21 protein-coding genes are annotated in these 20161 nt (G+C 42.8%); 9 read left to right on the forward strand and 12 right to left on the reverse strand.

Features of this window, described 5'->3' with window-relative positions; translation table 11 throughout:
* Positions 1 to 13: 13 nt before the first annotated feature.
* From V7R42_RS18210 to dusA, 7 genes are all read right to left on the reverse strand, one after another.
* On the reverse strand, positions 14 to 769 hold the full coding sequence (locus V7R42_RS18210; RefSeq protein WP_334021878.1) for a TIGR04219 family outer membrane beta-barrel protein: 756 nt from the start codon (positions 767 to 769) through the stop codon (positions 14 to 16).
* Positions 770 to 772: 3 nt separating this feature from the next.
* Positions 773 to 1765 (reverse strand): DUF2333 family protein, encoded by a 993-nt coding sequence (locus V7R42_RS18215; RefSeq protein ID WP_334021880.1) that lies wholly within the window; start codon positions 1763 to 1765, stop codon positions 773 to 775.
* Between the two features lie 153 nt (positions 1766 to 1918).
* Entirely contained in the window at positions 1919 to 2281 is a 363-nt protein-coding gene (locus V7R42_RS18220; protein ID WP_334021882.1) for a hypothetical protein, read from the reverse strand.
* Positions 2281 to 2481 carry a PspC domain-containing protein gene (locus tag V7R42_RS18225; RefSeq protein WP_334021884.1) on the reverse strand — a complete coding sequence of 67 codons (201 nt, stop codon included), beginning with the start codon at positions 2479 to 2481 and terminating at the stop codon, positions 2281 to 2283. Before V7R42_RS18225 ends, V7R42_RS18220 begins: the two co-directional genes overlap by 1 nt.
* 62 nt (positions 2482 to 2543) lie before the next feature.
* Positions 2544 to 3212 carry a phage shock protein PspA gene (gene pspA, locus V7R42_RS18230; protein WP_334021886.1) on the reverse strand — a complete coding sequence of 223 codons (669 nt, stop codon included), beginning with the start codon at positions 3210 to 3212 and terminating at the stop codon, positions 2544 to 2546.
* A gap of 337 nt (positions 3213 to 3549) precedes the next feature.
* Positions 3550 to 3837: a hypothetical protein gene (locus tag V7R42_RS18235; protein WP_334021888.1), complete on the reverse strand. Its 288-nt coding sequence runs from the start codon at positions 3835 to 3837 to the stop codon at positions 3550 to 3552.
* Positions 3838 to 4029: 192 nt separating this feature from the next.
* Complete coding sequence (gene dusA / locus V7R42_RS18240) at positions 4030 to 5046, reverse strand: tRNA dihydrouridine(20/20a) synthase DusA (RefSeq protein ID WP_334021890.1); 1017 nt, start codon at positions 5044 to 5046, stop codon at positions 4030 to 4032.
* Positions 5047 to 5420: 374 nt separating this feature from the next.
* Here dusA and V7R42_RS18245 point away from each other — a divergent pair, with 374 nt between their 5' ends.
* The 4 genes from V7R42_RS18245 to V7R42_RS18260 are packed head-to-tail and all read left to right on the forward strand — an operon-like array spanning position 5421 to position 10367.
* Complete coding sequence (locus V7R42_RS18245; RefSeq protein ID WP_334021893.1) at positions 5421 to 5972, forward strand: hypothetical protein; 552 nt, start codon at positions 5421 to 5423, stop codon at positions 5970 to 5972.
* 3 nt (positions 5973 to 5975) lie between these two features.
* On the forward strand, positions 5976 to 7739 hold the full coding sequence (locus tag V7R42_RS18250; RefSeq protein WP_334021896.1) for an OmpA family protein: 1764 nt from the start codon (positions 5976 to 5978) through the stop codon (positions 7737 to 7739).
* 15 nt (positions 7740 to 7754) lie between these two features.
* Positions 7755 to 8240: a Rab family GTPase gene (locus tag V7R42_RS18255; RefSeq protein ID WP_334021898.1), complete on the forward strand. Its 486-nt coding sequence runs from the start codon at positions 7755 to 7757 to the stop codon at positions 8238 to 8240.
* A gap of 9 nt (positions 8241 to 8249) precedes the next feature.
* A complete protein-coding gene (locus V7R42_RS18260; RefSeq protein ID WP_334021900.1) occupies positions 8250 to 10367 on the forward strand; it encodes a putative bifunctional diguanylate cyclase/phosphodiesterase in 2118 nt (705 codons plus the stop codon).
* A gap of 77 nt (positions 10368 to 10444) precedes the next feature.
* Here V7R42_RS18260 and fghA read toward each other — a convergent pair whose 3' ends face one another.
* Positions 10445 to 11287 carry an S-formylglutathione hydrolase gene (gene fghA, locus V7R42_RS18265; RefSeq protein ID WP_334021902.1) on the reverse strand — a complete coding sequence of 281 codons (843 nt, stop codon included), beginning with the start codon at positions 11285 to 11287 and terminating at the stop codon, positions 10445 to 10447.
* Positions 11288 to 11400: 113 nt separating this feature from the next.
* Here fghA and V7R42_RS18270 point away from each other — a divergent pair, with 113 nt between their 5' ends.
* The 3 genes from V7R42_RS18270 to V7R42_RS18280 are packed head-to-tail and all read left to right on the forward strand — an operon-like array spanning position 11401 to position 14525.
* On the forward strand, positions 11401 to 12315 hold the full coding sequence (locus V7R42_RS18270) for an acyltransferase (protein WP_334021903.1): 915 nt from the start codon (positions 11401 to 11403) through the stop codon (positions 12313 to 12315).
* On the forward strand, positions 12312 to 13205 hold the full coding sequence (locus tag V7R42_RS18275; protein ID WP_334021905.1) for an acyltransferase: 894 nt from the start codon (positions 12312 to 12314) through the stop codon (positions 13203 to 13205). Before V7R42_RS18270 ends, V7R42_RS18275 begins: the two co-directional genes overlap by 4 nt.
* 3 nt (positions 13206 to 13208) lie before the next feature.
* Positions 13209 to 14525 carry a mechanosensitive ion channel family protein gene (locus tag V7R42_RS18280; RefSeq protein WP_334021906.1) on the forward strand — a complete coding sequence of 439 codons (1317 nt, stop codon included), beginning with the start codon at positions 13209 to 13211 and terminating at the stop codon, positions 14523 to 14525.
* A 104-nt stretch (positions 14526 to 14629) separates the two neighbouring features.
* On the opposite strand, the gene V7R42_RS18285 is transcribed toward V7R42_RS18280, so the two are convergent.
* On the reverse strand, positions 14630 to 14821 hold the full coding sequence (locus V7R42_RS18285) for a hypothetical protein (RefSeq protein WP_014950735.1): 192 nt from the start codon (positions 14819 to 14821) through the stop codon (positions 14630 to 14632).
* 346 nt (positions 14822 to 15167) lie between these two features.
* Between V7R42_RS18285 and V7R42_RS18290 the strand changes: the two genes are divergently transcribed.
* Positions 15168 to 15998, forward strand: coding sequence for a DUF2884 family protein (locus V7R42_RS18290; RefSeq protein ID WP_334021911.1), 831 nt, complete (start codon positions 15168 to 15170; stop codon positions 15996 to 15998).
* A gap of 232 nt (positions 15999 to 16230) precedes the next feature.
* Positions 16231 to 17043, forward strand: a complete 813-nt coding sequence (locus V7R42_RS18295) for an NAD-dependent epimerase/dehydratase family protein (RefSeq protein WP_334021914.1) — start codon at positions 16231 to 16233, stop codon at positions 17041 to 17043.
* Positions 17044 to 17266: 223 nt separating this feature from the next.
* Here the strand turns inward: V7R42_RS18295 and V7R42_RS18300 are convergent, their stop codons facing one another.
* The 3 genes from V7R42_RS18300 to V7R42_RS18310 all read right to left on the reverse strand — a co-directional run bounded on the left by V7R42_RS18300 (position 17267) and on the right by V7R42_RS18310 (position 20108).
* Complete coding sequence (locus V7R42_RS18300; protein WP_334021916.1) at positions 17267 to 18688, reverse strand: sodium-dependent transporter; 1422 nt, start codon at positions 18686 to 18688, stop codon at positions 17267 to 17269.
* Positions 18689 to 18997: 309 nt separating this feature from the next.
* Positions 18998 to 19723 (reverse strand): SDR family NAD(P)-dependent oxidoreductase, encoded by a 726-nt coding sequence (locus tag V7R42_RS18305; protein ID WP_334021918.1) that lies wholly within the window; start codon positions 19721 to 19723, stop codon positions 18998 to 19000.
* Positions 19713 to 20108 (reverse strand): thiol-disulfide oxidoreductase DCC family protein, encoded by a 396-nt coding sequence (locus V7R42_RS18310; protein ID WP_334021920.1) that lies wholly within the window; start codon positions 20106 to 20108, stop codon positions 19713 to 19715. The genes V7R42_RS18305 and V7R42_RS18310 overlap by 11 nt, the downstream gene beginning before the upstream one ends.
* Between the last annotated feature and the right edge of the window lie 53 nt (positions 20109 to 20161).

A 20161-nucleotide genomic window follows, 5' to 3' on the forward strand; every position in this document is an offset into this window, starting at 1 on the left:
CTGTAGTTAAAGGCTAAAAGTGAAGCTCAAGCCCAGCAAATACGCCGTCAAATTCCATATCAGCGTACACGTCATCAAGGTCTTCAATATCTACCGTTACATTTCTGTAACCCACCTGAAGCGTCATATCAACTGCTAAGCTTTCAATAAAGGAGTACTGAATTGCAGCTTGATAGTCACTTAGCTCGTGGTCGTCAAAAGACAAATAACTTCCTTCAAAATATGCTGATAAACCTGTAAACGGTAAACCTAGTTGAACCTTTGAATAAGCCATTGGAACAATACCAGAAAATTCTGCTGCCCCGCTTGTGTCGCTTGCTCTATCTACAACGAACAGTGCGCCATCGATGTACTTCGCGTTAACACCTAAGTCGAAGCTTACTAAGTCGTTGTCAAATAACTCGTAGTACAATATGAAATCTGTTGAATCAAGCTCTACATCTGTATTGACCGTTGTGCTTTCAGTAAATAACTTACCATCAAACGTAAATGCAGACTGAAGTGTTGTGGTGCCCGAATTATCCAACGTGGTGTGATTTACTTTTACATTAGGTAAAAACGGTACAGGATGTTCAAAGGCAATATATAGCGCCGTATTGGTCTCATCATCAAAGTTGAAGTCGGCGGTGTTGTTGCTATCAGCAAAGCCGCCTTGCGTGTCGGTTTGCCATACTTGGGCTCCGACATAAACGCCAGCGATTGTATCAGCATGAGATGAAACTGAAGCTATTGCGCATCCCAATGCAGCGGCTATAAGACCTTTTTTCATTAATTATCCTTGATTAAGCAGTTCTGAAAGTTCAATTAACGCAGCGTTTGCACGAGAGATATAGTTCGCCATTACTAAAGAATGGTTCGCTAGCATGCCAAATCCACTGCCATTTAAAATCATTGGACTAATTACCGACTGCTGCGTGGCTTCCAGTTCTCGAATTATTTGCTGGAGACTAACTAACGCATTCTTATCTTCTAGAACATCGTAGAATTCAATTTCTACGGCTTTTAGAAAATGTAGTAAAGCCCAAGTAGCACCGCGAGCTTCATAAAAATTATCGTCGAGTTTCCACCAACTCGTTTTAACGACGCGCTGGCTGGCAACGGGAGACGACTGTTTTGCATTAGAATCTCCCGCCAAATCGGTATTTATTCTAGCTGATCCTACGCTAGCGCTGAGTCTTTGTGAATAACTGCCCAAGCGTTTTTCTACCTGTTTCAACCATTCGCGCAAATTATCTGCTCGAGTATAAAACTGACTATCTGTATTTCGGGTATTCGCTAACTCGTCACGGTATTTTTTAAGAAGATCTATACCGTCAGCATAACTCGATTCAGAAGACGGCAACGCCCAGCTTTTGTGATCCATATTAAACTTAGGATGAGCCTTTGTGAGATACGGGTTTTCGATAGATTGCGATTGAGAACGGCTGAAGTCTTTACGCATTGAAAGTGCAAGGTCTCGCACCATTTCCAGTGCACCAAACTCCCATGCAGGCATGTTATCCAAAAAAATGCCGGGAGGGGTAATATCGTTTGAAAGGTATCCACCGGGCTTATCAAGCAAGGTTTCTGACACATCAATCATAGTTGTTGTTAATGTGTAGCCCGCTATATTTGTTGGGTTCTCGACAGATGAGCTTTGTTCTATACGTTTCCTAACATCAAACGTGTCTGGGGATAAGCTCCAATACCATCCAATTAGCCAGAAGAGCAAAAATATCACCACAGCGACAATCGCTATCCGTTTTGAGTTAATAGATTGTCTCATATAACACCAACCTTCCTTTGAATAACAAATAGCTGACAGTGGTCAGCTATTTGTAGTTTTAATACTATGTGAAAAATGCGAAACCTTTGTTACGGTTATCTTTATACCACCATTTTTTGTTACGTTAACACAACTTAAATAAAATTATGATGATTATACATTATGACGCATATTTCGGTCATTTTGCTGCTTATAAGCGGCAGAGTTTCGATTTTTCAAAGCATATAATGCAATTGCGATAAGTATAATTGGCCAAAATGCACTTACTCCCACTACTAATAATGCTAAAAAGCCTGCGCCTAGCGCTAAAAGTATTGTGCCCATAACGCTTACAGCAACAACGAAACCAACAATAGCTAGGACTACGCCGACTAGCGATAACACTGCTACGTTTTCCCATGGGCTTAATAATTCATCTGACATAATTAAGTGCATACCTAACCAGCTATCTACCAAACTACCTAAACAGTTCACCAAAATGATGGCGATGACCAAAGCAATCAGAAAGTTTTTCATTATACTAATCTCGGCAATAAGATAACGGCTGCGATATAAGCCACCAATGTAATAGGTGTCGCGATAAATAACCCTGCAACGGCAGCCGCTCTCACCCATACTGCATCCACATCAAAATAACGTGCAACCCCTGCACATACCCCTGAAATGATTCCAGAATCAAGGTCTCTATAAATTCGTTTTTGTGATGGTACTTTCATCATCTTCTCCAAAAATGCTTACTTCGATATTGACAATACGGGCCAGCGGTACTCAAGGTCGCTTAAGCGACCTTTTTCTTCTTAAGTTCAGCCAGTTCCTTTTCAATGGCTTCGTCCGCTTCCATTGCATCGAACTGGGCTTGTAATGAAGTTGCTTCATTTGACTTTGTTAAGTCATACGCATCAACTTGCGCTTCTAAATGGTCAATGCGTTGTTCGTAACTCTCGAAACGCATCATGGCATCATCAATTTTTGCTTCGTGGTCAGCTTGCTTCACTTTTAAGCGTGTTTGCGCTGAATGCTTGCGCTGAATCAGCGTTTTTTGCTTAGCTTTAGCTTCGGCCAATTTGGTGTTCAGACGCGCAGTATCGCCTTGGATTTTTTCGATACTCTCTGCAAGACGCGCCTCTTGTTCTTCAAGAGAAGATAGCTTTGCAATATATTTCTGTTTTTCAATTAGTGCTGCTTTAGCCAATGACTCTTTGTCATTGTTCATTGCGATTTGTGCTTTGTGCTGCCACCCTTCTATTTCCTTATTCGCAGACGCAATGTGACGCGTTAGTGTTTTCTGCTGAGCGATAAAACGTGCTGCATCGGTGCGAACTTCAACTAATGTCTCTTCCATTTCTTGAATAATCAAACGAATGATTTTTTCAGGATCTTCAGCCTTATCTAACATCGCGTTAATGTTTGCTTGAACAATATCGTTTATGCGTGAAAACATACCCATGATTATTTCTCCGTTATAAAGTAGTGTTGTGGTTTCCAGCATTTATTCTTTGTTACGCTGAACGCTGGTTACCGCTGACTGAGTTCTTCTCAACACTAAAACTATTACAATGACCGTGCCACTTATATAAATAATTGATTTAAAATAATTTTATTAAATTTCGGAAAACTTGAAACTGTTCGCTTAGCAGTCAAATACAATTTATTAGTGAATTTAACCAATCAAATTGTTAAATTGACCACCCCGTTTTTTTCGTTTTTAGTGTTTAAATCACTGTGCTACACGCACAAAAAAAGCGCCTTTCGGCGCTTTTGCTGCATATGCATCCCATATGGAATTAGTCAGCATCTTTTTCTGTCGTACTGCCTTCAGAGGCGGTAGCAACAACTAAATCAGTCACACTGACCTTACCACTTCCGCGCACTCCTTGTGGACTTAGCTCAAAGTGATAAGTGGCGTTGGCTACTGCTTGGTATACATCAGCCTTAATGTCCTGTGATGTGGTAGCTACTGCGTTTGAAACCATATTAGTTAAAAACGTTTGAAGCACTGACTCTTCTGCATTTGCTACGCTGCTTGCCATGCTTGCTGTCAGTAAAGTTGCTGCGATTAGTGAAGTTTTCATAATTTCCCTCTGAATTTAGTCAGTGCAACAACACGCCGTTGTTGCGATAATTAGAGGATTGCGAGAGCTGTGCCAACTCCTCACATCAAAACTAAACTATTGATATATAAAACTTTAAATAAAAAAGCTCGCGAGGTAGCGAGCTTTTCAATATTGACTAAATATTAAACTTTGGTCAAAAACACTAACTTGTTAGCCTTTTTGACTATTAAACGCATCAACTTCTTTTTGCGCAGTTTCTACAGCGTCTAGCGCATTTAGTAGCAGGTTGGGATCCGGATTTTTTCCTGTACCATTCTGGCTTAAGTATCTACGCCAAATGCGTCCCCCCGCTTGTCCTTGATAAAGACCTAAAATATGTCGAGCCGCGTGCCAAGGTTTGAAATAGAAATCGTCTTGGCGTTCAATATATTGCTGCATTTGAAGCACTACCTCACGACGTGACAGACCCTGTGCGTCAGTATCACCAAAGATCTCTTTATCTACGGTAGCCATAATATACGGGTTGGCGTACACCTCACGTCCTACCATAACACCATCAACGAACTCTAGCTGCTGTTGGGTTTCTTCTAGCGTTTTAACCCCACCATTTATGCTAATAGATAATTCAGGGCGAGCCTGCTTCAGCCTGTGAACCCGCGGATAATTTAATGGCGGAATTTCGCGATTTTCTTTTGGGCTTAACCCCTGTAGCCACGCTTTTCTGGCGTGAACAATAAAGGTGTCGCACCCCGCATCTGCTACGGTATCTATAAAACGAGCAAAGTCTTCATCTTCGTCCATATCATCAATGCCAATACGGCACTTTACCGTAACGGGGATATCTACCGATGCCCTCATGGCTTTGACGCAACTTGCTACTATTTCTGGCTGGGCCATCAAGCAGGCACCGAAGCTGCCATTTTTAACTCGATCACTTGGACAGCCTACGTTTATGTTTACCTCATCATAGCCGCGCGCTTGCGATAACTCTGCACACTTAGCCATGTCAGATGGGTCGCTTCCGCCCAGTTGAACAGCGACAGGGTGCTCCTCTTCGTTATATCCAAGATAGTCACCTTTGCCATAAATGATGGCGCCCGTGGTGACCATTTCTGTGTACAGAAGTGTGTGTTTAGACATTAATCGTAAAAAGTAGCGACAGTGGCGGTCTGTCCAATCCAGCATAGGGGCGACAGAGAATTTACGATTTAATGGAGTGATCGACACGACAAGAACCTCAGACGAAATTATTACTTATTAAGCTCGCGAACACGCGAGCGGCGTCGTATAGTACCTATGTTCAATAAAAAAACAATGTCACTTTCCATTATTTGATGGGCCTGCTCCCGCCTTAAAAAACAGCTTAAACCATAGAACGAATAAGTAAATTTTTAAAGATCGCCCAACTTGCTGAAAAGATGGCGTTTTGTACATAAGATTTTTATGGGTATTTCCCATTAATGTACTTTTAGCGTATTTCAAAGTTCACGTTTTGCGGCTATTGTATACAGTAACAAGTATAATTATTAGCCACAGGCAAAATGTGATTGCAGCTCATCAGCGTGTTCAACGTTAGGAACTGCGCCTTCCGGAGACATTTTATGGCAGACAAGAAGCCGAAGGATCAGCAAGCGCAAGACGTAACTCAAACTGAAGGCGCACTCAAACCAGCAGACGAATTAGCTCAACTTAGAGAAATTTTGTTTGGCCAAACGAACCGTGCTTTCCGTGCAGATCTTTCTGCTTTAGAGTCTCGGGTCAACGACAGCTTTACTAAACTGAATACGCACCTAGATAACCAGTTTAATGATATGCGTAAGCTTATTGATCAACAGATCACTGAATTATCGAACCAGTTAGCCAGTGCTAACGACAGCCACAGTAACGTACAAGAGCAGCTCCAAAATACAACTGACAAATTGCAAAGTGAGTTAGAAATAGCCGAAACCGCCGCAAAAAATGATAATGAAGCGTTAGAAGCCCACGTAGTCAAAGAACTTGAGTCGCTAGATAATTTATTTAGCAAGCGACACCAAGAGCTATTAGAAAAGCTTCAGCAGGTTACAAGTGAGCTATCAGAAAGTAAAACCGACAGAAAAACGCTGGCAAACTTACTTTCGACTATGGCCACCAACCTCGCCACAGATCATTAATTAATGACTGAAAAAGTGCCGCCGTCAGCGCTGTCGGACAACTCTTTAGACAACGTCAGAGAGTTACTAATTGGAAGGGACGACAAGTTCGTTCAAGAAAAGTTGAATCGCGATGCGAAAGGCATTGTGTCTAGTGTTGTTTCTGAAGCGCTAATCGAGCGCGAAACAAAAGACGGCTCTGTTAACAAAGTGCTTGTCCCTCTTGTTGAGAAGTCGCTTCACCGCTCTATAGAAGCCAATAGTGACAAGATTGTTGGTACGCTTTATCCGTTGGTTGGTGCACTTGTAAGAAAGGCGGTATCTTCGTTTCTTGTAGAATTTGTTGAGCGTACTAACGCCCTTATAGAAAACAGCCTAAGCCCCAAAAGCCTTTCTTGGCGATTCAAAGCGTGGCAATCAGGAGTAAGGTATTCTGAGTTCGTCGCTTCACAAATTTACCAATACCAAGTTCAACAGCTGCTGGTCATCCATCGAGAGACAGGTACGCTACTTCACAGTATCTCTTCAGATCCTGAAAAAGAAAAAGACGCTGACTTAATATCTTCAATGTTAGTGGCCATTAATGACTTTGTGGCAGATGCTTTTGGTGTAACCAGTACAGAGTCTGAAAACGAGCTTGGTGAAATAAAAACGGAAGACTTTACGCTGCTGATAAAAATTGGGCCACAAGCACTGCTTGTAGCGGCGGTTACTGGCAGTATTCCTCCTGAGGTACGCGGAAAACTTCAACAGGCGTTGGAGGAATTTCATCAGTTCTATCAGCAACCTCTGCTTAATTATGATGGTGACAATGCGCCCTTCGACGGATGTGAAACCATTCTTTCAGACTGCTTAATAAGTGAAAGAAAAGAAGGTGAAGGAAAAAAATCAAACCGATTAATCGGTGCACTAGTGCTTCTGGTGATTTTTTTCACACTCGCAGTACTGTCTTTTATGCGTTTGTCATTGAGCGTCTTAAAAAGCGATTTGCACGAGCTTCCCCCTCCACCTGGCATCATAGTAACAGATACTTATGTTTCTAATGGAAGTGTGCATGCAAAAGTGCTTCGCGATCCTGTAGCCACCAGCATCGAACAATGGTTTAGCACTAATGACATCGACGCAGAAAGAGTCACCGTTATTGAAGAACCCTTTGTTTCTTTAAAGCCAAGCATGGTCGAACGCAAACTTGAAAAGCTCGTCAACGACTATTCACTTAGCGAATCAGAAAGCCTGTCAATTGAAAGAGATGGTGACCGTAGCTTCAAGATTACAGGAACCGTGTTTACCTCAACCGCCACTAGCTTTATTCAACAAATAAATGCTATCCCAGGTATTTCAACGATTAATGTTGATACCACCTCGCTCAACGTAAAAATGGTGCATCAAATTGATAATGCCATATTCCAACAGGCCGCATTGAATCAGCTCGTTAATAAGATTTCTTCACAAAATGTACTTTTTTCTACTAACCAAGAAGCGCTTTCTGAAGTACAGTTAGCTAAATTAGAACTACTCGCAATCGATATAAAGCAACTAGTAACACTTGCTCACAAAACAGGAACTACGGTCAGCATTGTTGTGCTGGGTGCCAGCGATAATTCGGGCTCAAGGGCGCGAAACCGCGCCTTAAGTCAAAAACGAGCAGAGAATGTTGTGAATTCATTAATTTCACTTGGCATTGAAGGTGATATTCTAATACCCGTAAGTTTAGGAGAGCTGCCGTTGCAAAAGGCATCGATGGGGCGTTCAGTCATGTTAAACGTTTTAATATCCAGTGAGCAATAGTAAGGAAGCTTTGCGGTGATACAGAAAAAAGTATGTATTTTAGGGCCCACTGGTGTTGGCAAGACGAGCCTGATAAAACAATTCGTTGAAGGTATTTTTTCTGAAAAGTACAAAACAACGATTGGCGTAAAAATAGATAAAAAACAAGTCAATAAGGATGGTCGCGGCGTTCAGCTTCTACTTTGGGATTTGGAAGGTATAGACAGATACTGTGGCTTCAACCCTCGCTACCTTCGTGGCGCTAGCGCTTACATAATTGTGGTTGACCAGACCCGTTCTCAATCCTTGCTTGAAGGCATGGAAATTCTAGCACTCGCACGCGAGCACTACCCCGATATCCCCGCATTTTTTGTTGTAAATAAAACCGACCTCCCTACAAGCTGGCATTGGAGTGAAGAAGAACTCGATTCTTACGCTCAAAAATTCACTTCTCTAACGAAGACCAGCGCAAAAACCGGCGAAAATGTAGAGCACTTATTCAGTAAAATTGCGTTTTGGTAGGAGATTGCCATGGATATTCATTTATTAAACGCATTAGGCATCACTAACTGCGCGCTATTTAGATGTAACTCCGAAAGCGACATCGAATGTTTGACGCCAGAACTTCCATGGCTTGCGAATGTTGTTACGCTTGACGAAAACAACAAACTGCAAAAGAAACATATCCCCTCTATTTTTTTAGACGACTTTTTTCTAGATGCCGACGAAGTATGGAAAAGCGAAACGTCGTTTACGCTTTCTTCAGGCTATTGGACGGAGCACAACGATAGCCAAGTACTTCGCTTAGAAGCATTGGCAATTAGCAGCGAATCGGGTTCTCGCTATCTGGTCGTTAAAAATGTAGAGCAACAATTTGAAGAAAAACATAAAACGCTGCAAGCTGCACGAGAGCTATTACTAAGCCACCACGAAATTGTTGGTCAGCATGAGTACATCAGACATAAATTAAACGGTGTTTTACGCAAGAATATCAGACTTCAAAAGCTCGTTCCGCCAATTCAGCAAGCTATTCACAATCTAGAAACCGGCGTTGTTATTTTAGACAATAGAGGCGGTTTGATATTAGATAATAAAGCGTCTCATAGACTGCTACTTTGTAACAGCACAACGCCAAGCTCTATTCGCATAAACGAGCTTCTTGCTGATATCGATGCGCCGGCAACGTTTCTTCCCGCGCTCGTGCAGCGAAAAGCGCCTTGGCAAGGCGAGCTTTATTGGCAACCCATTGACGATTACGGCGTGTGGCTTCAAGTCACCATTCACCCTGTGTTGCAAGGCGACGAGTTAACCCATTGGATTTATCTGCTTACCGATATTACCCATATCCACAATAAAGAAGAAAGCGTATTAACTGCTAGTGGAATGGACTCGTTGACAAAGGTTGCCAACCGAAACTTGTTTACCGATACGGTAAGAAGACTGGTTCAAGAAGAAATCGCATTTAAATTATACATTATAGATATATGCGACTTTAAGAAAATAAATGAATCACTTAGCTATCAGTCGGGTGACGAGATCCTGAAGTCGTTCGCATTGCGACTGCAAGCCTTCGGTAACAGTGGGTTTATAGCGAGAATAGGCAGTAACGAGTTTGCATTGGTGAAACGTGAAGATACCTTTAATGAACTTATCGGTGCCGAGTATATAAAACAGTTAATCGAAAAGCTCACTCGAACCTATACCGTTCTCAATGGCAGTGAGCCGAATTTAGGTGTAAATATTGGCGAAGCAAACTTCCCTCAACACTGTCTGTCAACCGAATCACTCCTTCAATGTGCTGACATCGCTTTGCAAGCTGCTAAATATCAAGGTCGAAACGTGGCACTTACCTACTGTGAAGATCTGCACAGACAGCATCATGCCATTAACGAGCTTGAAAATCAGCTTCGCTCTGCCATTGAAAACAATGAACTCAAACTTTTTTTACAGCCTATTGTGGATTTAAAGACCGGCAAAATTGTTAAATGCGAAGCTCTGGCGAGATGGATAACGCCGGAAGGTAAGTTTATTTCACCCGAAGTGTTCATTCCTCTTGCTGAAAAAAGCGAACTCATTTTTCCCTTTGGCGAGTGGCTTATTAATGAAGCCTGTAACGCCATAGAGGCGTTAAAGGCATCCAATTTAGATATTAGACTGGCTATTAATATCTCCGGCCGCCAAGTGTCAGATTTAGCACTACTAAACCAAATTAAAAACGCATTGGAAGATCACCAGCTTCCCGGCTCCAACTTATCAATCGAGTTAACCGAAAGCGTGTTTATTGAGAGCTTGGATAAGGTTTCAGTGTTACTCAACGAACTTCGAGCAATGGGGATCACCGTGTCGATTGACGATTTCGGTACGGGTTTTAGTTCACTAGTGTATCTTAAGAAACTGCCTATTGATGAGCTTAAAATTGACCGCTCCTTTGTCAGTGAACTTGAGAAAAATACCGACGACCAAGCTATTGTTCAAGCTATTCTTGGACTGGCGAGCAACTTAAACATCAAGATTATTGCAGAAGGTATTGAAACCCAACAGCAACAACAGTTTTTGCAAAATCACCGGTGTGCTTATGGTCAAGGTTACTTATATCAGCGTCCCGTCGCCATACCTGAATTTATAAGCTTAGCGCAAAAACTAAAGTAAACTTAAGCACAGCCTCAACAGCCATAAAGAAAAAAGCCGGATTATAATCCGGCTTTTTTACAACTTATATTTTACGCTTAAATTAGCCCCATGTGCCCAGCATGGAATTCTAAATGCTCTTCGATAAATGATGCGATGAAGAAGTAACTGTGATCGTAACCTTCATGCATATTGAGCGTAAGTTGCGTATCTGACTGTTGCGCAGCATGAACCAAAGACTGAGGTTTCAGCTGCTCGTGCAAGAATTCATCTTTTGTGCCTTGCTCTACTAGCAGAGGAACACTGTGTGTTTTGCTTGCTAATAGCAACGAGGCGTCGTAATCCTGCCATGCTGTCTTGTCATCGCCTAAGTATCGACCTAACGCTTTCTCGCCCCACTGACAATCTGAAGGATTTGAGATAGGGCTAAAGGCCGATACCGATACGAACTTATTAGGGTTACGCATGCCAATAACTAAAGCACCGTGTCCACCCATAGAGTGACCACTAATAGCGCGCTCTTTGGTTACAGGGAACTCGCTTTCAATTAGTGCAGGTAGCTCGTTCACAATATAGCTATACATCTTGTAATGCTTATCCCACGGCGCCTGCGTCGCGTCAACGTAGAAGCCTGCCCCAAGGCCGAAATCATAAGATCCTTCTTCGTCGTCTGGAACGTTCTCGCCACGGGGAGAAGTATCAGGCGCTACAATAGCCATACCTAACTCCGCCGCCAGCTTCATTGCACCGGCTTTTTGCATAAAGTTCTGGTCAGTACACGTTAGCCCTGACAACCAGTAAAGCACGGGTACAGGCTTTTCTTTAGAGGCGAAAGGGGGTAGAAAAATTGCGAAGGTCATATCGCATTGTGTCGTTTCAGCTTTATGGGTATAGCGTAAATGCCGTCCCCCGAATGCTCTGTTTTCGCCAATAAGCTCCATTTCAGCTCCTTAAATACGTAAATTTGCACCTTTATTGTGGAATCAGTAAAGGCTCTATCGGATTTTAGATCAAGTTCGTTTACACTAAGCGCCTAATTTTTGAGGTAAGTACAATGGTAAAAGCACTGTTGCATCATATTGTTGGCACTATTTCGGTCATCTGTTATTTCGTCAATACGGTAGTGTGGTCAACGCCTATTTTTATATTGGCTATTTTTAAACTTATACCTATTGCGCCGTGGCGACGATTCATTTCTTATTTGCTCGACGCATGCGCCACTGCGTGGATTGGCGTTAATAACCTGAATCAACGCATCAGCGGACGCACCAAATGGCAAGTAAACGGACTAGAAAAACTCACACGAGATGATTGGTATCTCGTTGTTGCTAACCATCAATCTTGGGTCGACATCTTAGTTCTTCAACGTGTGTTTAACCGAAGAATTCCGTTTTTGAAGTTTTTCCTCAAAAAAGAGCTTATTTATGTCCCCATTTTGGGACTGGCTTGGTGGGCACTCGATTTTCCATTCATGCGCCGGTACTCCAAATCTTATTTGGCCAAAAACCCACATTTGAAAGGGAAAGATATGGAAACCACGCGCCAAGCATGTGAAAAATTTAGAAATAAGCCTGTAAGTATTATGAATTTTGTTGAAGGCACGCGCTTTACACAAGCCAAACACGACAAGCAAGCCTCGCCTTTCACTCATTTACTTAAGCCTAAGGCTGGGGGCATTGCATTCGTTTTATCTGCCATGGGTGATCATTTACACAAGCTTATCGATGTTACTATTGATTATCCAAACGGCGTACCGTCTTTTTGGGATTTTGTTAGCGGTAAAGTTCGCAATATTCGTGTGAATATCAACGTAATGCCTATCAAAGATATTATGGAAAACGGTATTTTCAACGACAATTATTTTGATGATCCGCAAGTTCGAGTTCGTTTTCAGACGTGGTTAAATGAACGCTGGCATGCCAAAGATCAACTTTTAGATTCAATAAACGCAACACAGAAACCATTATGATCCGTGCCGTACTCGCTCCTTTTATTTTCGTATTACATACTTCGCTGCAAATCCTCAACCTCGCGTTGTGGGGAGGCTTAATTATCTTATTGGGTTTGGTAAAACTTATTATGCCCAACGGAAAGGTAAGAACGCTCTGGAATAAAGTGATGCACGGACTAATGTTTAGTTTCGGACGGGTCAGCGTTCTCATGATACGCTTGTTCAATCGCGTCGATATTGAGTGTTCGGTACACGGTGAATTGTCAAAAGACCGTTGGTACCTGATTATTGCCAATCATTTAAGCTACCTCGACATTATTCTGCTTATTGAATTCGCGACAAATCGCATTCCTGCACCGAAATTTTTTCTAAAGAAAGAGCTTATTTGGCTGCCATTTGTCGGACTAGGCGCTTGGGCACTTGATATGCCGTTCATGCACAGATATACCCGTGCGTATTTAGAAAAGCACCCAGAGAAAAAAGGAAAGGATCTCGAAACTACCAAGGCGTATTGCGAAAAATTTAGAACGGTACCCACTACAGTAATTAACTTTGTAGAAGGGACGCGATTCACTTCACTGAAGCATCTGTCAAAGCAAAGTCCCTATGAAAACCTACTGCCACCAAAAGCTGGCGGCGTATCCTTTACTCTATCAGCTATGGGCGAATTGTTTACCAACGTGTTAGATATCTCGCTGCTTTACCCAGAAAATAAACGCCACCCTATGATGGCCATGCTAAGCGGTCAAATGACAAAAATCGTGATCGATGTGAACGTTACGCCAGTACCTGAATTACAACAGAAGTCAGAACGCACTGAGTCTGAGTTTCGTCTTTATTTCCAGAACTGGTTGAACGGCCTATGGGAAAATAAAGACAACCGTATAAAGAAAATGTTGGAGTCGTAATTAATGGAAGTCAGTGCTTCAATACGCGATAGCTTCATACATTTGGTAAAAGATATTTTTCCAAATTTAACCGTTGACGATCCCCTTTTTAGCGTACTTGCACTAGGGTCAGTTTTATTTATTGCCGCGCTTATTTATATTGTTGCCCGCCTGCTAGTACGCCCTCAAATTGCAAATTGGGTGTATAAATCGAATAATAAATGGGACAACGCATTACAAGAACACGGCTTCTTTAGACGTTTAATGCACCTCTTCCCTGCCCTCTTTATTTACATTGCCACACCAGTACTTATCGATAATGAAGCGATAATGCATGGTTTAGTTATTAAAAGTGCGCAACTTTACATGCTATATAGTGGATTGTTAGCGCTTTACGCCATGCTAAGTACAATAGAAGATGTGTACAATGCATCAGCGCTTTCTCGACGCGCTCCTATTACAGGCTTCATTCAGGTCACCAAACTCGCCTTTGCAATTATTACTATACTATTGAGTATTTCTTTAATTGTAGACAGAAGCCCGCTGCTCATAGTGTCTGGCTTGACCGCCATTGCTGCTGTTTTATTATTAATATTCAGAGACACCATCCTAGGCTTTGTTGCCGGCATTCAAATTGCTGCCAACCGCATGTTTAATACGGGCGATTGGATTGCTATGCCTAAATATGAGGTAGATGGCGAGATACTCGAAATAGGCCTTACTAACGTTAAGGTACAAAACTGGGATAAAACTATTTCGACGCTGCCGACTTATAGCCTTACCACAGAAGCAGTAAAGAACTGGCGCGGTATGCAAGAGTCTGGTGGACGCAGAATTAAGCGCGCAATTTATATTGATGTGCACTCTATAAAGCTCTGTGACAACGATATGCTAGAGCGCTTTTCGAAAGTTCGCTATATCAACGAATATATCGACAAGAAGAAAAATGAACTCCGTGCTTATCACCGAGATTACTCCATTGATGAGTCTGATCTGCTAAACAGCCGCCGCCTTACGAACATCGGCACTTTTAGAGCTTATTTAGAAGCGTACTTGCGCAAGCACCCGGATATAAACCAAGAACTGACCCTCATGGTTAGGCAGCTACCGCCTAATGAACTTGGGTTACCTTTGGAAATATACTGCTTCAGTGCACAAAAGGAATGGGTGAGGTACGAAAAAGTGCAGGCGGATATTTTCGACCACGTTATGGCTATGCTGGATTTGTTCGATTTACGCGCTTATCAACGTGATGGACATTTGTCGCTGCTTGCCCACCGAGAACATAGCGCTTATAGAAACAGTTCAGAAAGCGATAATACGGCTAAAGATGCTCAGTAGAAGCGCGAGTCTAAACAACAGAGTAACCACGAATAAACCGAACTCGACATTGTTCAAGGCGAAAAAAAACCGGCTGAGATAGCCGGTTTTTTTATGCTTATCGCTTAAGCCAATGCGTAGGCCATCAGTAAGCAAAGTACTAAACCAGTCACGCCAAAAAAACCGTACTCGATTTTTTCCTGCATACCTTCAGCACCTGCTTTAGCAGTCATAAAGCCCATAACGATGCTGCTTAGCCCTAGCGTAAAGGCAATTAGCGCAACACCAAACATAATTGCATTAATCCAATCAGCCATTGTGATAACCCCTTAAAAATATTGGCGGTATTATGCACCAATAAATAAGATTTCACCATGCTTGGATTGGCTTAAATGTACCGCTATTGGTATTAATTGATCTTAGTCAAAACTACTAATTAGTTAGTAATTTCACTAAATATTGTATTTAGCTGAGCATAAAGAAACCATCAAATACCACTAACTACTTGAAATATAAAAACTTTAAATATTGGCAAGGCCATTGCTCTATCTTAGGTATAACAGCGAGTATCGCTAGCGTCTATCTGACAGTGACACTACAACGCATTGCAGTTTGCTTCGCGCACTTTCGTTAACGCGTCACACGTAAATTAAGGAATGAACAATGTCTAAGAAACTATTACTTTCAGTTGCCCTTACCAGTGCTTTAATGAGTGGCCACGCATTTGCGCATGACAGCAGCTTTCAAAACAACAGTTGTGACATAGAGCTTGATGGTCATATTCAATATTACCAAGGTGATCTAACGGTTCAAATGGATAACGGCTCAGTGATGACGATTGACTCCCATCACAATATGACCATTAACGGCGAATCAATATCGCTTGACAGCGAACAACAGCGCTGGGTAAGTGAATATTACAACAACATTGATATCGCCATTCCTATGACGTTGAATATTGCCAGTGAAGGACTACAAATTGCCAATGTGGCTGTAAGTGAGGTGTTCACCGAACTACTGGGTGATGCTCAAATGGACGACAATTTTCGTGAGCTGTTTGACTCGCTTGAAACCAAGCTTAACACCTCATTCTATGATGACGCGGGCAATATTCGCGTTGATTCCACAAAGTTCGACGAACCAGGTTGGTTTGACGAAAGCTGGGAGCAAGAATTCGAAGCGCAAATTGAATCTTTGATCAGCGAGTCTTTGGGTAGAATTCTTATTGCCGTAGGGACACAAATGCTGTGGGAGGGCGGTGATATGGCAGAGTTTGAACAAAAAATGGAGCGCTGGGGTGAAGATTTAGAATATCGCTTAGAAAGCCAAGCAGCTGCGCTAGAAGACAAAGGCGATGCGTTATGTAAGGTACTGAAGAAAGCGGATTATGCCGAAGGCAAAATGCAGGCATCCATATCAGGGTTAGATGACTTAAACTTGCTAGACCTTGATCACCATGACCAAGACGGCCACGACAACGAAATGAAAATGTAGTTTGGCAATGTAGGGAATTAAATCGCAAAGCGAAACAACGTTCCAATTCAAATTACTTAACTTCGAAACCGACTGTAACCCAGTCGGTTTTTGCTTTCATACCGGTCTCTATCTAACTTCTTGTTATTTCACCTCATTCAGATTTCTGATTTTACAGTTCATGGTAGGTATTAACGACAACCGCCCTCCAATTAATGTACTCTTAAGCTCTCAACGAAGGGGAGTTCAATCGATGACTCAAAATGTAGTAATTAGTGGCTACGGCTGGTTAGCCGGCTATGTAGGCAACGCGCTTTCAGGTAAGGTCAATATTGTTGGCACCACTCGAAGCCCACAGAAGTGTCTCGCTTTACAGCAACAGGGCATTACCGCGGTTAAATACGCGCTGGGCGATGATGCATCAGTGCTGTGCAAGCATTTACCAAACGCTACTCTGTTGCTGAATATTCCTCCAGGCAGAAGGAACACCGATCTCACATCATTTACCGATTATATGCTGCAGTTGATAGATGAAGCCATCAGCGAAAACGTTGCGCATATTGTGTTTATCAGCACCACCTCGGTTTACGGCGATGCCACTGACGAGGTGCTTACCGAAGAAAGCACTACACAGCCACAAACAGCTTCTGCTAAAGCCCACGTAACAATTGAAGACTATTTATTGTCTAAACGAGACCTGGTTGATATCAGCGTTGTTCGCCTAGCCGGTTTAGTGGGCCCAGACCGTCATCCCGCGCGCTCGTTAAGTGGAAGACAGTTGGATGCAGGAAATAAACGAATAAACCTAGTACATGTACATGACATCGTAAGGGCTCTGACGACCATCATTTGCGACAGGCCCCTTAATGACGTTATACACCTATGCAGCTTATCTCATCCAAAACGCGGCATTTACTATGTGGATGCTGCAAAGGCGATGGACATTGATGCCCCACTCTTCTCTGACACTGACGCGCCACCTGCGGGCAAGGTAATTGACGCTACGAAAAGCTGGGAAAGGCTTAACATATCGCCAGCATACGGTGACCCCTACCGCATGTTTTAAGTTTGACAACGAATTATTCCTCAGGGCCTGTGAGTGCAGTGATCTGATTCGCATGGCGGATTTAGCCAGATTTATTAAGCGGCTAACGACTTCGGAACCGTTCGTGACGAAAGAAGCGCTTTGATAAAAAAACGGCAAGCTTCATGCTTGCCGTTTTTTTATAGAGTTTGTTGCAATGTCGTTGCTAGCTAACTCTATTAGAGGAGTGCTGAGGAACGCCTAATTAACCGAAAAGGCTCAACCCAAAGTATTTCACCGCAACGGTGTTAACAAAGATCACGAGTAAAATAAGCGGTATAAAGGTTTTCAACGATATATCCACATACTTTTCGAACCAGCTGCCTTTATAACCACTGCTGCCCTCTTCCAAAGACGCGTTAAAGTTCGCACTCTTCCAACGGTAAATAACAAACAGACAAATTAGCAAACCGTTTAGCGGCAAAATCGTGTCGTAGAACACATCGTAAATCACATCAAAAAGCGATTTATCTGCGCCGGCGTAGTGCATAAACGACGTTAATATATCAACTTTACCAAACGACAACGCACTTAAGATGGCCAGCACAATCATAATGCTACCTAACGACCCAAGCGCCCATTTACGGCTTACGCCTTTTTCATCCATAAGTGCCGCAACAGGTACTTCAAAAATAGACACTAACGAGGTAATTGCCGCAAAGAAAACAAGCAAGAAGAACAAACTTGCAACAACCGATGCGCCCATATATCCAATAGAATCTTGTAACGCTAAGAAGATACTAGGCAGATAAGTAAAAATCATACCTACAGATGATTCGCTTAGCTCATCAGGATTAATGTCTGGGTTAAAAGAGAAGATAGCAGGAAGAATCATTAAACCTGCGGTGAACGCCACGGCCGTGTCTGTTAATGCCACTAGCTTGGCAGCACTCGGTACATCTGCGCGCTTATCAATGTAGCTACCGTAGGTAATAAGAATACCCATACCCAACGATAGAGAGAAAAAGGCTTGAGATAACGCACCGTTCACCACTTCGGCAGTGATTTTTGAAAAATCGGGAACGATATAGAACTCAACACCAGCCATCGCGTTTTCGCGGGTTAGTACAAAGATAACGAGACCAATGAGCATCACAAAAAGCGCAGGCATTAGCAGCTTAGCCGCTTTTTCTATCCCTTCTTTTACGCCGCCTTGAAGGATGAGGTAAACCACACCAACAACGGCAGCCATATAAACAAAGATGGCTTCTGAATTAATAAACAGCCCAAAGGTTTCTGGATTCGCTAGCTTGTCTAGATTTCCGCTTACTGCTTCGAACAAATAGCCGAAAAGCCAAACGGTAATAACCATGTAAAAAACGGCTATCATGAACGGCGTGGCAATAGCCAGCCACCCCGCGATCTTCCATTTCTTTTCATTCCCACTAATCTCGCTATATGCGCCTAGCGGGTCTTTTTTAGCATGGCGACCTACTGACATTTCCGCCAGCATGACCGGTAAACAAATGGCAAAAACAAAAATAGCGTACATTAAAAGAAATGCACCACCGCCGTTTTTAGCTGCACCGACAGGGAAACCTACCAAATTACCTATGCCTACCGCAGAACCTGCAGCAGCCAAAATAAAACCTATGCGCGATCCGAATTGTTCTCTGGCCCCGCTCATATCCCTTCCTCTTGTTGAGTTATTGTTATAGCAGTTCGGTGTATCACCTTGTGATGCACAAGCACGTCGTATACCCACAATTTACACTTGTTGTCAGTACTTACTGCTCTTAAGAACCGAGCCGAGCGAACTGGTATTATTTATTATCAGGATGGCGTTTGTTGTTATGACTCACGTGTGGCGTCAACGCGTTGTATTGCTACCTCTATGGGCTTATCAATACGCTGCACCATTCCCAAAAGTAGCATGGTAACAGCAGTGAAATAAAAAGTCTTGATGTTGAACTTGCTGAAATGATGTTAGACCGTATCACCAAGTTACCACTTCGCCATTCCAGTCGATAAAATGACAAGCTTGGTCTCGATTAAGCGCCGAAAGGTGGTGAATAAGCTGTTTAGCGGTAAACTCAGACGTGAACAGTTTCTTGGCGGCGACGTTCTTTTGAAAAGGCTTAGAAAGCCCCGTATCAACCGTCCCGGGGTGATAACAAACAAGCATTACGTCTTTCAATCTGCGCTTGTATTCTACCGACGCCGTTTTAACAAACATATTGAGCGCCGCTTTCGACGCACGGTAGCCGTACCAACCGCCAAGTCCATTATCTGAAATACTGCCTACTTTCGCACTTAAGCAAACAAGGGTTGAGCCTTCTTTACTCATAATATTCACCAAGTGCTTAAGCCACAGTGCGGGAATGATACTGTTTGTCGAAAAATAAGCGGCTAAGGCTTGCTCGCTGACATCTTCTAAACGTTTCTCAGGATGAATGCCCTCACTTTCGCGGTGTAAAAAGCCTGTTGTGATCACTACTGTGGTTAACATAACCTGCTGTTCAGACAGCTGCTCAACAAATTCGCTTATGTGCCTGTCGTCCTGTTCGGCCAGCTGATGATAGGTAACATTCCCAGAATGACTGGTGTCAGATACAGGGGCGCGACTAACTGCGAACACCCTAGCACCTTCACTGCTATATTGCTCAACAAGCGCAGACGCAATACCGCCCGACGCGCCTACTATAAGGACGTTATTTGTCATTGACTTCTCCTGGTATGCAGCGATCGCACTGGCGTTTTTTACCTGTTAACAGATATGAAATGGTGTACCTATGCTTTGCGAATACATTGTAGAAAGCATCGGCCACGTGACGAATAACAGGCCAGCGAAGCGGTGCATATAGCCAACCCATGCCAACAGCTTTCCATGCTTCATGGGTGACATCAAGGCCGGTTATTAGCGTTCCGTCTTCACGAAGTCCATGGATTCTCGCGTTAAGCGCGTGCCAGTTCATGGTTGGATATCGGCTTGAAAAATCATGGCTCTGAATATCTACCAAGGTCAATTTGTTATGCTTATCTCTTTTTCTTAAATGACGCATTTCAGCAATACATAACGGACAATAACCGTCATAAAAAATAATCACGACTGAATACCTCTGCCAAATCTTGAACGCACTGAAACGCATTGGTGTATATA

The sequence above is a fragment of the Alteromonas sp. S015 genome (assembly GCF_036864485.1).
Lineage (GTDB): Bacteria > Pseudomonadota > Gammaproteobacteria > Enterobacterales > Alteromonadaceae > Alteromonas.

Bases quoted from the DNA above. Each gene is read 5' to 3' on its own strand.
- V7R42_RS18210 (WP_334021878.1), bottom strand. From the start codon at position 769: ATGAAAAAAGGTCTTATAGCCGCTGCATTGGGATGCGCAATAGCTTCA.
- V7R42_RS18215 (WP_334021880.1), bottom strand. From the start codon at position 1,765: ATGAGACAATCTATTAACTCAAAACGGATAGCGATTGTCGCTGTGGTG.
- V7R42_RS18220 (WP_334021882.1), bottom strand. From the start codon at position 2,281: ATGAAAAACTTTCTGATTGCTTTGGTCATCGCCATCATTTTGGTGAAC.
- V7R42_RS18225 (WP_334021884.1), bottom strand. From the start codon at position 2,481: ATGAAAGTACCATCACAAAAACGAATTTATAGAGACCTTGATTCTGGA.
- pspA (WP_334021886.1), bottom strand. From the start codon at position 3,212: ATGGGTATGTTTTCACGCATAAACGATATTGTTCAAGCAAACATTAAC.
- V7R42_RS18235 (WP_334021888.1), bottom strand. From the start codon at position 3,837: ATGAAAACTTCACTAATCGCAGCAACTTTACTGACAGCAAGCATGGCA.
- V7R42_RS18245 (WP_334021893.1), top strand. From the start codon at position 5,421: ATGGCAGACAAGAAGCCGAAGGATCAGCAAGCGCAAGACGTAACTCAA.
- V7R42_RS18250 (WP_334021896.1), top strand. From the start codon at position 5,976: ATGACTGAAAAAGTGCCGCCGTCAGCGCTGTCGGACAACTCTTTAGAC.
- V7R42_RS18260 (WP_334021900.1), top strand. From the start codon at position 8,250: ATGGATATTCATTTATTAAACGCATTAGGCATCACTAACTGCGCGCTA.
- fghA (WP_334021902.1), bottom strand. From the start codon at position 11,287: ATGGAGCTTATTGGCGAAAACAGAGCATTCGGGGGACGGCATTTACGC.
- V7R42_RS18270 (WP_334021903.1), top strand. From the start codon at position 11,401: ATGGTAAAAGCACTGTTGCATCATATTGTTGGCACTATTTCGGTCATC.
- V7R42_RS18275 (WP_334021905.1), top strand. From the start codon at position 12,312: ATGATCCGTGCCGTACTCGCTCCTTTTATTTTCGTATTACATACTTCG.
- V7R42_RS18280 (WP_334021906.1), top strand. From the start codon at position 13,209: ATGGAAGTCAGTGCTTCAATACGCGATAGCTTCATACATTTGGTAAAA.
- V7R42_RS18285 (WP_014950735.1), bottom strand. From the start codon at position 14,821: ATGGCTGATTGGATTAATGCAATTATGTTTGGTGTTGCGCTAATTGCC.
- V7R42_RS18290 (WP_334021911.1), top strand. From the start codon at position 15,168: ATGTCTAAGAAACTATTACTTTCAGTTGCCCTTACCAGTGCTTTAATG.
- V7R42_RS18295 (WP_334021914.1), top strand. From the start codon at position 16,231: ATGACTCAAAATGTAGTAATTAGTGGCTACGGCTGGTTAGCCGGCTAT.
- V7R42_RS18300 (WP_334021916.1), bottom strand. From the start codon at position 18,688: ATGAGCGGGGCCAGAGAACAATTCGGATCGCGCATAGGTTTTATTTTG.
- V7R42_RS18305 (WP_334021918.1), bottom strand. From the start codon at position 19,723: ATGACAAATAACGTCCTTATAGTAGGCGCGTCGGGCGGTATTGCGTCT.